This window comes from Flavobacterium sinopsychrotolerans (genome assembly GCF_900110375.1).
Lineage (GTDB): Bacteria > Bacteroidota > Bacteroidia > Flavobacteriales > Flavobacteriaceae > Flavobacterium > Flavobacterium sinopsychrotolerans.
The window spans coordinates 174,403-187,169 of the sequence record NZ_FODN01000008.1 but is presented as its reverse complement, the minus strand read 5'-3'; the positions used below and the strand labels follow the sequence as shown (position 1 = coordinate 187,169).

Annotated in this window: 13 protein-coding genes; 3 read left to right on the top strand and 10 right to left on the bottom strand. The window is 33.0% G+C overall.

The genetic code is table 11. From position 1 onward, the window contains the following. Positions 1-684: 684 nt before the first annotated feature. A complete protein-coding gene (locus BMX64_RS13915; protein WP_091173393.1) occupies positions 685-1,920 on the bottom strand; it encodes an ABC transporter permease in 1,236 nt (411 codons plus the stop codon). A 112-nt stretch (positions 1,921-2,032) separates the two neighbouring features. On the opposite strand from BMX64_RS13915, the gene BMX64_RS13910 reads away from it, so the two are divergent. Continuing rightward, positions 2,033-3,250: an exo-beta-N-acetylmuramidase NamZ family protein gene (locus tag BMX64_RS13910; protein ID WP_091173389.1), complete on the top strand. Its 1,218-nt coding sequence runs from the start codon at positions 2,033-2,035 to the stop codon at positions 3,248-3,250. A gap of 60 nt (positions 3,251-3,310) precedes the next feature. Here BMX64_RS13910 and BMX64_RS13905 read toward each other — a convergent pair whose 3' ends face one another. Then, a complete protein-coding gene (locus BMX64_RS13905; protein ID WP_091173385.1) occupies positions 3,311-3,805 on the bottom strand; it encodes a YkgJ family cysteine cluster protein in 495 nt (164 codons plus the stop codon). A gap of 93 nt (positions 3,806-3,898) precedes the next feature. Here BMX64_RS13905 and BMX64_RS13900 point away from each other — a divergent pair, with 93 nt between their 5' ends. Together BMX64_RS13900 and BMX64_RS13895 are read left to right on the top strand one after the other, a co-directional pair. Next, the gene (locus BMX64_RS13900) at positions 3,899-4,606 is read left to right on the top strand and encodes a class I SAM-dependent methyltransferase (protein ID WP_091173381.1); all 708 of its coding nucleotides are present in this window, start codon (positions 3,899-3,901) and stop codon (positions 4,604-4,606) included. A 25-nt stretch (positions 4,607-4,631) separates the two neighbouring features. Beyond that, entirely contained in the window at positions 4,632-5,183 is a 552-nt protein-coding gene (locus BMX64_RS13895) for a YfiT family bacillithiol transferase (protein WP_208858977.1), read from the top strand. A gap of 1 nt (position 5,184) precedes the next feature. Here the strand turns inward: BMX64_RS13895 and BMX64_RS13890 are convergent, their stop codons facing one another. The 8 genes from BMX64_RS13890 to BMX64_RS13850 all read right to left on the bottom strand — a co-directional run bounded on the left by BMX64_RS13890 (position 5,185) and on the right by BMX64_RS13850 (position 12,617). Then, positions 5,185-5,577 (bottom strand): energy transducer TonB, encoded by a 393-nt coding sequence (locus BMX64_RS13890; protein ID WP_091173378.1) that lies wholly within the window; start codon positions 5,575-5,577, stop codon positions 5,185-5,187. Positions 5,578-6,024: 447 nt separating this feature from the next. After that, positions 6,025-6,657: a 7-carboxy-7-deazaguanine synthase QueE gene (locus tag BMX64_RS13885; protein ID WP_091173374.1), complete on the bottom strand. Its 633-nt coding sequence runs from the start codon at positions 6,655-6,657 to the stop codon at positions 6,025-6,027. Positions 6,658-6,862: 205 nt separating this feature from the next. Beyond that, a complete protein-coding gene (locus tag BMX64_RS13880) occupies positions 6,863-8,566 on the bottom strand; it encodes a tetratricopeptide repeat protein (protein ID WP_317614722.1) in 1,704 nt (567 codons plus the stop codon). Further along, positions 8,553-9,479: a PstS family phosphate ABC transporter substrate-binding protein gene (locus BMX64_RS13875; RefSeq protein ID WP_091173372.1), complete on the bottom strand. Its 927-nt coding sequence runs from the start codon at positions 9,477-9,479 to the stop codon at positions 8,553-8,555. The genes BMX64_RS13880 and BMX64_RS13875 overlap by 14 nt, the downstream gene beginning before the upstream one ends. 230 nt (positions 9,480-9,709) lie before the next feature. Beyond that, a complete protein-coding gene (locus tag BMX64_RS13865) occupies positions 9,710-10,507 on the bottom strand; it encodes an energy transducer TonB (protein WP_091173366.1) in 798 nt (265 codons plus the stop codon). A gap of 38 nt (positions 10,508-10,545) precedes the next feature. Then, entirely contained in the window at positions 10,546-11,091 is a 546-nt protein-coding gene (locus BMX64_RS13860) for an ExbD/TolR family protein (RefSeq protein WP_091173363.1), read from the bottom strand. Positions 11,092-11,109: 18 nt separating this feature from the next. Further along, positions 11,110-11,706, bottom strand: coding sequence for an ExbD/TolR family protein (locus BMX64_RS13855; protein WP_244273306.1), 597 nt, complete (start codon positions 11,704-11,706; stop codon positions 11,110-11,112). A gap of 92 nt (positions 11,707-11,798) precedes the next feature. Continuing rightward, positions 11,799-12,617 (bottom strand): MotA/TolQ/ExbB proton channel family protein, encoded by an 819-nt coding sequence (locus BMX64_RS13850; protein WP_091173356.1) that lies wholly within the window; start codon positions 12,615-12,617, stop codon positions 11,799-11,801. Positions 12,618-12,767: the final 150 nt, after the last annotated feature.

Genomic DNA, 12,767 nt, shown 5'->3' with positions numbered 1-12,767 from the left:
CTACTTTGATTAACTTTACTTGCCAGTATTTAAAAGAACGTCTGCGTCATTGCGGGTGCAAAACTAGCACCTTTATTGCGTTATTCAAGCTTTTTTAAACCTTTTTTTTACCCTTTTCTTAACTTTTACTTTAACTCGCTGAAACCGTGAATTTTGAAAGTAAAAGTTTTTTACACAAAACAGCAGCCCAATTGCCGATAAACATCATTTCAATCCAAAATCGCCGATTTCAGTGCGATTGTACGGCTGTCAACTTCCCTCCTTTATTGACTAAAGCTTTAGAAATTCAATCTTTGTTCATGTTTTAGCAGCTCTTCACTAAGCTCTGATCCTTCAAAACAGCCTGCCTTGACAGTATTTGAACAAAAACTCGTTTGGATCAATAAAATGGTTTTATGCTGTACCTTATATAAGTATAAACATCGCTTTTCCATTCTCTACTATATATAAGGTAACCGGATTTATTGTATTGATATGAGTTCTTCTCCTCTTGACTGAACTGAATATCCTAATTATTCGAAACCCGCGTTAGGGATAGCAGCGTAAAGCCCGCAGTCCCATTGAGTCTCAAACTCAACCGGACGAGGACTTGTAGCGAATAGCCCGACTTATCAATACAAAAAGGCGATTACCTTTTTTTAATAATCGCCTTTTTGTATTGATAAGGAACGCCCGAAAGATAAACTAATCGAAACGGATGGCTTTGACCGGTGAAATTTTGGTTATAATATAGGAAGGAATTAGTAATACCAAGAAACAAACGGTCACGGTGAGCAGATTCAACAACAGTATGTATCCCCAATTTAAATATACCGGCGCTTGATTGACGTAATAGTTCTCAGGTGGAAGTTGAATTATACCGAATTGTTGTTGGATTAGCAGTAATGAGATGCCTATTAGATTCCCCCAGAAGAGCCCTCTTACTATAAGATAGAAAGCATTGTACAGAAATATTTTTCGGACTGACCAATTATTGGCTCCTAACGCTTTTAGAATTCCTATCATTTGTGTTCGCTCAAGAATCAACACCAATAATGCTACGACCATATTGATTGTGGCAACAAGTATCATGACTACTAATATGACAATGATGTTGAAATCGAAAAGTTGAAGCCACTCAAATATATAGCTGTATTTCTCAATTATAGTTTTAGTGTCTAATGTAGACGACGTTTGCGCATAAACTTGTTCTCCGGTAGATTCTATAGCGTTAAAATCATCTACAAAAACTTCGAAAGCACCAATTTGATCTGGAGCCCATTTATTGATTCGCTGCATGTGACGAATATCTCCTATTATATAAGTAGCGTCGAATTCCTGGAAACCAGAATTGAAAATTCCTGTAATTTTAAATCTTCGAATATTGGGCAACCGGTTTTGGTCTTCTTTGATGAAGAATGTATTAAAAAGGTCACCTACTTTCAAATTCAATCTGTTTGCAAGGAATTGCGATATTAATACTTCTTGATTGACATTTTTTGAATAATCCGGTAATTTACCTGAAACGAGATACTCCTTTATATTATCCCATTTATAATCATTCCCAACTCCTTTGAAAATAATTCCCTCGAAAGCGGTTTCGGTTCTGATGATTCCAGCTTTACTGGCGATAGCTTGAATATGCTCCACTCCAGGAACAGACGTAAACTTTGGATAAAAGTCCTGTTTTTTAGAAATTGAGACTAAGGTGACTTCGGATTGATTGTTGTCGTAATTCGAAATAATAATATGTCCGTTGAAAGCGGAAACTTTTTCTCGTATTTTTTGTTGCAGTCCAATTCCAGTTGCTACTGAAACAATCATCATAATCATACCAATGGCGATTGCCGAAATAGCAATTTTTATAATTGGAGCAGAAATGCTACTTTTATAATCTTTAGCAGTAATGAGTCGTTTGGCTATGAAATATTCTAAATTCAATTTGATTACTTTTCTAATTTGGATTTGCTTCGCCAGTTTGCGTTGCTAAAGCCAAAAATACAGCTAAAACACGAATTACACTAATTGACCTTAATTTTATTTAAACCTCGACATGACTCCATTTCACAAAATATCAGTTTACTTTATATATTTTATTATCATTTCAACATCCTGTTCCGCCAGGAAAATAGATGTCAAGGAAAATATAAGCTCAGTTTTGGATAAAACTAAAGACAATCCAAAAATAGAAATTATAACTGGAGCCGATAATTACAACACCTATATACCATTATTAAAGGACAAGAAAATTGGGATTGTAACCAATCAAACCGGTATTCTCTCTAATAAAATACACGTGGTAGATTTTCTTTTAGAAAAAAATATAGCCATCCAGAAAATATTCGCACCAGAACACGGTTTTCGGGGAACTGCAGATGCAGGTGAACATATCGTTGACGGAAAAGATTCTAAAACTGGACTTTCAATCATTTCGCTTTATGGTGACAATAAAAAACCGAAACCAGAGCAACTTGCAGGAATCGACATCATGGTTTTTGATTTGCAAGACGTAGGCGCTCGATTTTATACTTATATCTCTTCTTTACATTATATAATGGAAGCCTGTGCCGAAAATAACATTCCGCTTTTAATTCTTGACCGACCAAATCCTAACGGAAGTATTGTTGACGGTCCAATTCTTGAGCCAGCATTTACCAGTTTTGTGGGAATGCATACCATTCCTTTGCTTCATGGAATGACTATTGGGGAATATGCACAAATGATTAATGGTGAGAAATGGCTGAAGAATAAAATTCAATACAAATTGACCGTTATTCCATGTCTTAATTACAATCGAAAAATAGATTATAGTTTGCCTGTAAAACCTTCACCCAATCTTCCAAATGATCAAGCCGTGAATTTATATGCAAGTTTATGTCTTTTTGAAGGTACAAATGTAAGCGTAGGACGAGGAACTGAAAAACAGTTTCAAATTTATGGCTCTCCTTATTTACCAAAAAGCAATTTTAGTTTTATTCCAAAACCAAATTTTGGCGCACAAAATCCCGTTCACAATAGTATCGAATGTTACGCAGAAGATTTATCTACACTTACAAAAGTAGATCGACTGGAGTTAAAATGGTTGATTAAAGCGTATCAAACCACAACTGACAAATCAAAATTCTTTAATCCCTTTTTTACCAAACTTGCAGGAACTAAAAAATTGCAACAGCAAATAGAAACAGGAACTTCGGAACATGAAATAAGAGAAAGTTGGAAGAAAGGTTTAATTGAGTTTAAGGAAATGAGATCTAATTATTTAATTTATTAGTCCTCACCCCTCCCGAAGCCTCGGGACTCTCCAAAATAGAGGAAGACTAGACAGAAAATTTTAAAGAGGCAACTTCTTTTTCATTTCCTCTACAATGTTAAAAGCAGCTGGACAAATAGCTACGTTTTTCAAGGTTAACTCTGTGATTTGTTGAAACTTTTTTCTATCCGTATGCGGAAATTCCCTACATGCTTTTGGGCGAACATCATAAATCATGCAAGCATTTTCATTATCCAGAAAAGTACACGGCACACTTTGCAACACATAATCCCTGTCTTCGTCAATGCGAAGATATTGCTCGATAAACTGTTGTGGTTTTTGACGCAAATATTTTGAAACACGCTCAATATCCGCATCCGTAAATAATGGCCCAGTAGTTTTACAACAATTGGCACATTTCAGACAATCCGTTTTCTTGAATTCGGAGTCATGCAAATCCTGCATCACGTAATCCAAATTCTTTGGCGTCTTCTTTTTCAGCTTATCGAAATACTTTTTGTTCTCGATATGCTTATCTTTGGCTTCTTTAGGAAGATTGTTTAAAATAGCGTTCATTCTATAGATTTGTTTTTTCGGTTATTCGACAAAACATTCTGCGAAATTACTTAAAACAAATCAACTAATTACCAAATTAACACATCAACTCTAATGAAAGACCTTTTCGGCAAAGCCATTCTTGATTTTCAAACCAATAATTCACCTGAAGATTTAATTACAGAAACCACAATTTCAGAAGAAGATGAAATGAGTGTTGCTTACTTGTTTCGCTCGTATGATGAAATGCCATTAATGGAACAAAAAGCGTTACAACTTGCCAAAGGAAAAATTTTAGATGTCGGATGTGGTGCAGGAAGCCATAGCTTGTCTTTACAAAACGAACGCAATTTAGATGTCACCTCTATAGATATTTCTCCAAATGCCATTGAAGCTTGTACACTTCGCGGACTTAAAAAAGCAAAAGTTCAGGATGTCATGACCTTAGAAAACGAAAAATATGACACAATACTCCTCTTAATGAATGGCGCAGGGATGTGTGGTAAATTGAAAAACATTCCAAATTTCCTTTTAAAACTAAAATCATTATTGAATCCTGGCGGACAAATTCTCTTGGATAGTTCTGATATTATTTATATGTTTGATGATGATGAAGACGGCGGAAAGTGGATTCCTTCCCAAAATGAATATTATGGCGAAATCGTTTTTAATATATCCTACAAAGGCGAGAAAGAAAAACCATTCGACTGGATGTTCATTGATTACAACACCTTGCAAAATGCAGCTTTGGATAATGGATTTCAATGTGAGTTGATTCTTGAAGGTGAACATTTTGATTATTTGGCAAAACTTTCAATTTAGAAAATAGATAAAGTCTATGAATAGTATGAAAAACTCAGTATTGGAAAAATTACGTTATCCTATTGGAAAATTTATAGCCCCAGAAATCTATTCTAGCAACTATCTTACTATTAAAATAGCCGAGATAGCAAGTTTTCCAGAACGATTAACAAAAGAAGTAGTTTCTTTAACCGAGGAACAGCTTGACACACCGTACCGAGAAAACGGTTGGACAATTCGTCAAGTCATTCATCATTGCGCTGAAAGTCATATGAATTGTTTCATCAGGATCAAATGGGCACTGACTGAAGACAAACCAGTAATAAAATTTTATCATGAAGATCGTTGGGCTGAATTACATGATAATTTGACAATGCCTATTCAGCCTACTCTCTCTTTTCTGGAAGGCCTGCATTTTCGGTTAGTTTATTTGATGAAAAGTCTATCTGAAGATGATTTGGAAAAGTCCTTTATTCATCCGGAGCATAACGCCACTTTTCAATTGAAGGAAATAATTGGAACATATGCTTGGCATGGGAACCATCATTTATCACAAATTATTGAATTTAAAAAAATTTACGATTTTAAAATTCAATAATCTAATTCCTTATGGTTATTGGAAAGTTATGGTAAATAACCCTTACTTTTTTACCATTCTGTTGACCAGGAGACCAATTAGGACATTTCAACAAAACTCTAACAGCCTCATCCCCTGCTCCTTCTCCTACCTCATTGATTATTTTTACAGAACTTATTGTTCCATTAGTTTCAATTACAAAATCAATTTTTAAAACTCCAGACAATCCTTCAACTTCGGGAGCTCTGTAATTTCTTGAAATATACTTAAGGAATTCTTTAAATCCTCCGGCATACTGAGGTTGATATTCCACTGTCTGGTAATCATAGAGATTATTATTATAAACATCTCCATTTTGAGCTGTAGAAAATTGAAAAACAAAAAAACAGATTATCGAAATTGATTTTAAATACATCACAAATATTTTTTTTTAAATGTAACAAAAAAAGCTTACTAAAATCGTTTTTCAATAATTAAAAAAAAGAATAAAACAAGTTTTTAACTATATTACAATTAAATAAATTAAATTCTACTTATTTTTCGTTTTATAAAGTAAAAAATATAGATAATTGATTTATTTTCAGTATTTCAAAAATACTAAATAAACATTTTAAAATTATAAAAACTCACCAGAATTTATAACATGTAAAAAAGCTTTACATAATCAGATTCATTGAATGTAAAAAAAAAAACATTCATAAAATTACTCTATAATTTATTTGAAAAAATTTTGATAATCAATCGTTAGAAATTACTATACTATAAGAGTAATAACAAATTCATTAATAAAATATTACAATCAAATGACCACGCTTATAAAGACAATTTTACAAAATTGACTAGTATTATTTGTTATCTACTACTATGGAATATTTAAATATTTATGGGTTTGAAGAGAGACACGCCATTTAGGATTATTCATTACGTAATCAACAATTAACGGAGTCATTTCTTCTTTTTTACTCCATTCCGGCTGCAGGAATAAAATAGCATTGCTATTTACCTTTTCTGCTTGTTCTTCCGCAAAAACAAAGTCATGTTTGTTATAAATGATTACTTTCAACTCATGTGCGTTATCATAAACCGTCTGAGTTGGCAGCTTATTTTTCTTTGGAGACAAACAAATCCAATCCCAAGTTCCTGTAAGTGGATAAGCTCCAGAAGTTTCAATATGAACCCTTCTATTATTCTCTTTTAGCTTTTGCGTAAGCAAATTCATATCCCACATCAAAGGCTCTCCACCAGTTATTACAACAGTTTCTGAATATTTACTAGCATTTTCAACTATTAGATCAATTCCAGTAGGAGGATGTAATTCAGCATTCCAACTTTCTTTTACATCGCACCAATGACAACCCACATCACATCCACCAATTCTAATAAAGTATGCGGCTGTCCCTGTATGAAATCCTTCTCCTTGAATAGTGTAAAACTCTTCCATCAACGGAAGCATGGCTCCTTTATTAACTTCTAACTGTATTTCTTTTGATAACATTCTTTAATTTTAAAATGCAAAGATAGTTAATTTGAAAGGAGTTAATTTGAAAACAACGACTAATATGACAAACTTTGAAAGAGGTAAGAAGTGTCTTAGTCGAATTTACTCAACTACTGAGAAAAAATAAATCTCAACCTAAGAACCATAAAAAAACCGATAGCCATAAGACTATCGGTTTTCTAATTTGGAAATTAAACCTTTATTATTTCAAAATTTTTATAGATTCTGTAGCATAATTATTGGCTGGATCTATTGCTAGTGTTTTTTTGAAATACTCAATAGCTTTAGCTTTGTCAGTGTTTGCAAAACTTGCAGCCATATTATTATAAGACTCAATAACCTTAGCTTTTACAGCTGGCTTAGCCAGTTCATCTGCTCCTAGCTCAGTAACTTTCGCCACATAATCTTCATAATTCTTAACCATAACATCATCTTTTTCAAGCAATCTGTTTGTTCTTGCTCTATATAGATACGCTTCTAGATAAGTTGGAGAAGCTACTAATACTTTCTCAAAAGCTGCGTCTGCTTTTTGAAGGGCAACGACATCAACTTTCACATCTTTTCCTTTATTGATGTTAGCATAATAATTTGCTAAACCATAATACACATTATCATCTAGGAAACTTGTAGATTCTTTAGTGTTAGCACCAAATTCAAATATAGCGGCAGCTTCATTATATAATTTTTGTGTAAATAATTGTTTACCAACTTCACTTAAATCCTGCACCGCTAAAGGTTCCATCTCAATAGCTTTTTTGATATCTACCAAACCAGCACTAAAAGCACTCGGATCAATTGATAAACCATCAGCACTTGTTCCTTTTTTAATTTTAGTTAATCCTAAATACAAATAGTCTAGTGCTATCGCTTTATTTCCTGGAGCATTGATAAAACTTTCTAAAGATGTAATTGCCACATCGACATTTCCATTTTTGTAAGCAGCATATCCTAAATAACGATAAATCCTTGGATTAACTTTATCCAATTCAATCATTTTATTAGCTTCAGCTTCAAGAGCAACATAATCCTCAACTAAGATAAGAAAATCAGCACGACGCATTCTAGAATGAATTGAGTAATCCGTTAAAGACATGTATTTGTCATAGTATCCCATTGCCGTCTTATAATTCGTAGCAGCTTGAGATGGTTTATTACGTGCTATTTTATAATACGTTTCAGCCAATTCTCTATAAACTGGACCGTAGTTAGGATTTATAGCAATAACTTCATTATAAGCTTTTAAAGCTTCATCATAAGATTTTGCTCCTTTCAATAAAACTCCCAATTGCATTTTTGCTCTTAATAAGGTATTATCTGCTTGGAAAGCATTTCTATAAGCAACATAAGCTTCATTTTGTTTTCCGTCACCATAATAGGCATCTCCTAAAGCAAGTTGTACTTGAGCATCTTGAGAATTATTAATCGCAGCACGACTCAGAATTGCAATAGCACTCTTATAATCTGGTTTTCTGGCATTCATATATGCTCTAGCAACGTAAATATACTCTTGAAAATCCTTTTTTCTCATGTCTTTAGTTGCCAATGCAAATTTAGCCTGAGCACCGGTAACATCATTTTTATCTAAATCCATTTGGCCTAAACCAATATAATTTAGTTTAGCTTCTTCAGATGCATTTAGACCATTTTGAAAATAAATTTTTGCAGAATCTTCAACAGCCTGTATGAGATAAACGTTCCCTAGAGTATAATAAGCAGCCCCATTAGAAGGTTTAGTCTTAATAATAGATTTTAAAATCGATTTTGCACTTTCAAATTGCTCTGCATCAATAGCTTTTTTTGCTTGATTTATATCTTGTGCTTGACTCGCAAATGCTGAAGCCAATAATGCAACACTAAAAATTGTTAATTTATTCATTTTCATTATAATTAATTTATTTTTTATCATTGTATATTTCCTTTCTTACTTTAATCTTTCTGCTTGGTGTACGAAAAGGAAGCAGACCTGATTTAAGTACTACTCTTTGTCCTTGTTCTCCTGCAACAAAAGAAGCAAACCCCATTCCTAATCCAGAAGATCCTTGACAGTTTATTATATACAAATCACGTGCCAAAGGGTATTTTCCTTCTGCTATATTATTTTGTGAAGGAGGATAAAATTCATTCCCCGAAGTACTTTTTACGCTAAGAACTTTAATCTTCTTAACAATTTCTTTCATAATTCCTGAAGGTTGATAGAGCCAATTCAATCCAACAACACCTATCATGCCTTCATTTTCAGAAACAAACTTAATAACCTCTTCGTTGGTTTTAAAAGAAAAAATTCCTTTTTCCGGATTCTCATTTATCCCCGCCAAATCATTCATGTACCGAACTGTACTTGAATTTGGATTATCAAAAACCAATCCCTTTATAGCATTTTGCGGTTTTCCTTTCATGAAAGCTATTATGTCATTCAAAGCTACTAAAGTGTCTTTGTTATTTTTATTAGAGATCAATGCAATACCATCTGTAGCAAAAAAAGTAACTTTAGGAATAATTTTTTTATTATCAAAAATCTTATTCTCTTCTGCAGTCAATTTTCTTGACAAAACTGCAATACTTGACGAATCATTTATCAAAGAGCGTACAACTTCTTTTTCAGATTTTGCATCCATGATGATTTTAGCCGGATAAAAATTTTCAAAAACTTCAATCTGATCTTCAATAATAGGCTTTATAGTTTCATCAACAAGAATAGTTACAGAACCTTTAAGAATTGTTTCCTTATCTTTCTTTTCACCATCAGATTTCTTGCAAGAAGAAATTACTAGAAAAAAAGAAAAAAACACAAAACACGGAATTACTGCAAAATTTTTCATAATCTAATTGTTATCGTTAATAAGTCGTGTGAATCTAAAAAAAGCATACACAATAAGTATTATACCAAATGCAATTCTGTAATTGGTATCCATAGCTATCGGAAATTCTTTCATAAAGATAATGAATAAACCTAAAACAAGATAAACTAAAAAAAACAAAATTCCCAAAACGAGAAGAAATCGCTCTTTGAGCGATTTCTTCTGTAAATTAATAAGTATGCTCTTTAACATTACTCTGCTGATTGTATAGTAATTGGTAACGAATAAAGTACCCTTACTTTTTTACCATTTTGCTCTCCAGGTGTCCATTTAGGACATTTCTTTAAAACACGAATAGCTTCTTTTCCAGTACCGTAACCAATATCTCTGATTACTTTAATATCAGTTAAAGATCCGTCTTTTTCTACTACAAAAGTAACATACACTTTTCCTTTTAATCCTTCTTCTTCGGGAGTTTGATAATTATCCCCAACAAATTTATAAAATTTATTGATTCCTCCTGGAAAATCAGGTTTCACCTCAATACCTGCAGTGCTATAAATTTGGTTATCCACTTCTTCAACTACAGCTGCAGTTCCAGTACCTACTGGTTCTACAGACAATACCGCATCAGGATCTCCTTTAATAGTTTCTGCTCCAATTTTCTTGTCTTTCATTTCGACAATTTTTGGCGGCTCTTCTGTTATTTCCTCTGCTTTAGCCACAACTGGTTTCACAAACTTAACCTGATCCACTTTTGGTGCTGGTGGAGGTGGTGGCGGTAAATTTTCTTTAGGCTTCTCTTGCTTTGGCGGCAACTTTATTGCAGTTATCTTAATATCTCTGTTTTCTTCCACATCTGATGAATCAGGAAGCAAACTTAAAATAAGTGGCGCACTAACAGCTAAACCAAAAAGAATACTTCCAACAATAAGTGCTCTGACAGAAGTCTTAGTATTTGATTTTCTTAGTTGATATGCACCATAACTTTTGTTTCGTCCATCAAAAACGATATCAAGCCATTGGTTTTTAAATATATCTAATTTCATTTTTCTTAATTATTAGGTTATCTGGGTAAAGAATAAATCTATTTACCTTCTAACAATTTTGTTTCCTCAGGCGTGTATTCATTCACTATCGCATACGTTGATACGCCAGTTATAGCCATTTCATCAAGTATATCTACCAAATTACGATAATTAGACTTTTTACTTGGCTTTATAATTACAATGATTCCTTTATCTTTATTACCAGTATATTCAAGTACTGATTTTTTTCTAGAAAACAATTCTTTACGAATACCATCTTTTCCATAAGATATATCTTTTGGACCAGCAATAGGAGTAGCCAATAAACCCATGTAATAAATCATCTTGTTATTCTCGCCAACTAAGACCGTCAAAGTACGATTTTCATCTACTTTCATATCCTTGTTTTTTGAAGGATCTTCGTCCCTATCTGGCAAGCCCAAATCCATCGATTGAGGCTTAGACAACGTAGTGGTAAGCATAAAGAATGTAATTAACAAGAAGGCCAAATCCACCATAGCAGTTAAATCTACTTTAGAATTTGCTTTTTTACTTCTTACTTTTCCACCTTTTCCGCCTCCGTCGCCAGTATTTAATTCAGCCATTGTAGTGTATATTATTTATTAAAAGTCTTCCGTTCTTAAACCAGTAACTAAATTAAAATTATTGATTTTTTGATCTTGCAAAATATCCATAACTCTTCTAATAGCCTGATATTCTTCTTTTGCATCGCCTTTGATGGCTATCTGCAATTCTTTGTCAGCAACTTCAATATTCGCAATACGAGCATTGTAAATCCATTCTTTCAACTGATTATCAAGTGAATCTTTTGGAATTCCAGGCTGATTCGCTTTACTTCTATCTGCCGCTCTCATGTCAAGAATCTGCTTAAGACTTTCTATTGGAACACCAAATCCTTCCATTATTGCAAATTCCTGAGCCTCTGATTCCGAAAAAGCAATCCCATACTTTTGCCCCATTAACTCCAAGGTTTTTTTACGAATGTCTCTTCCTTTTAAATCGAAAAACACTTTTCCTTTCCCTATCGTTATGGTAGCTAAATCAGATTCAGGCAACTTTGTCTGAACTGTTGAAGAAGGCGTATCTACCGGCAATGCTTCTGGTATCTTTGCTGTTGCTGTCATTACAAAGAATGAAAGCAAAAGAAAAGCTACATCACACATAGCAGTCATATCTGTAGACCCTGCCTTTTTTTTCATTTTTATAGCCATTAATATATTTTTTAAATATTTATAAGAAAATAGAATCCTAATTTACTAGATCTCTATTTCCTTATAAATTAAATTATTAATTATTTACTTGTACTTCTGAAGTGTCTGTAAGTATTTACAATTGTATTACCCGCTTCATCAATAGAATAAGTCAAGTCATCAATTTTAGATGTGAAAAAGTTGTAAACTACAATCGCTAAAGCTGAAGTTGCAATACCCGTAGCTGTATTAATAAGTGCTTCAGAGATACCGTTTGCAAGAGCAGCTGAATCAGGACTACCTGCAGCAGACAAAGCACTAAATGCTTTAATCATACCCGTAACCGTACCTAACAAACCTGCTAACGTACCTAAAGATACTAATGTAGAAAGAATAGTCATGTGTTTTTCTAACATTGGCATTTCCAATGAAGTAACTTCTTCTATTTCTTTATGGATAGTTTCAGCAGCTGCTTCGCTATCTAAACCTTCTCTTTTAACTTCTTGATACTTCAATAAAGCTGATTTTATTGGATTTGCAACAGAACCTTTTTGTTTGTCACATGCAGCAATAGCTCCCTCAATATCACCTGTAACGATACTTGCTTGCACTTTTTTCATGAATTGGTCTAGATTCCCTGTACCAGATGCTTTTGAAATAACAAAATATCTTTCAAAAGAAAACACAACAACCATTAACAATAAACCTAACAAAACTGGAACAATAGGACCCCCTTTGTATACCATTGCTAACATATTTCCTGGTAATGGATGACCAGTATTAACACCACCTTCAAAATTTGCGCCATTACCCATTATAAAATTCCAAATCAACCATCCTACAAAAATACATGCTACAATAATGATTCCTGAAATCATTCCTCCTCCGTTTGCACCTTTTTCTTTTTTAACGTTTGCCATTTTTTTTTAATTTTAATAGTTTTAAATAAATTATCTTAGTTATAATAAACTTGTAGTGGAGCAAATTTATATTTTTAGTTTAAATAAAAAAACTTTTTTTAATTTTATTATGATTATATTTATTTCAAATATACATTTACAATTCGATAG

Excerpts from the sequence above, each read along its gene's own strand:
- BMX64_RS13890 (WP_091173378.1), bottom strand. The coding sequence starts at position 5,577 with ATGTATTTAAAATCAATTTCGATAATCTGTTTTTTTGTTTTTCAATTT.
- BMX64_RS13875 (WP_091173372.1), bottom strand. The coding sequence starts at position 9,479 with ATGAAAAATTTTGCAGTAATTCCGTGTTTTGTGTTTTTTTCTTTTTTT.
- BMX64_RS13855 (WP_244273306.1), bottom strand. The coding sequence starts at position 11,706 with ATGAAAAAAAAGGCAGGGTCTACAGATATGACTGCTATGTGTGATGTA.
- BMX64_RS13900 (WP_091173381.1), top strand. The coding sequence starts at position 3,899 with ATGAAAGACCTTTTCGGCAAAGCCATTCTTGATTTTCAAACCAATAAT.
- BMX64_RS13885 (WP_091173374.1), bottom strand. The coding sequence starts at position 6,657 with ATGTTATCAAAAGAAATACAGTTAGAAGTTAATAAAGGAGCCATGCTT.
- BMX64_RS13865 (WP_091173366.1), bottom strand. The coding sequence starts at position 10,507 with ATGAAATTAGATATATTTAAAAACCAATGGCTTGATATCGTTTTTGAT.
- BMX64_RS13905 (WP_091173385.1), bottom strand. The coding sequence starts at position 3,805 with ATGAACGCTATTTTAAACAATCTTCCTAAAGAAGCCAAAGATAAGCAT.
- BMX64_RS13880 (WP_317614722.1), bottom strand. The coding sequence starts at position 8,566 with ATGATAAAAAATAAATTAATTATAATGAAAATGAATAAATTAACAATT.
- BMX64_RS13895 (WP_208858977.1), top strand. The coding sequence starts at position 4,632 with ATGAAAAACTCAGTATTGGAAAAATTACGTTATCCTATTGGAAAATTT.
- BMX64_RS13910 (WP_091173389.1), top strand. The coding sequence starts at position 2,033 with ATGACTCCATTTCACAAAATATCAGTTTACTTTATATATTTTATTATC.
- BMX64_RS13850 (WP_091173356.1), bottom strand. The coding sequence starts at position 12,617 with ATGGCAAACGTTAAAAAAGAAAAAGGTGCAAACGGAGGAGGAATGATT.
- BMX64_RS13860 (WP_091173363.1), bottom strand. The coding sequence starts at position 11,091 with ATGGCTGAATTAAATACTGGCGACGGAGGCGGAAAAGGTGGAAAAGTA.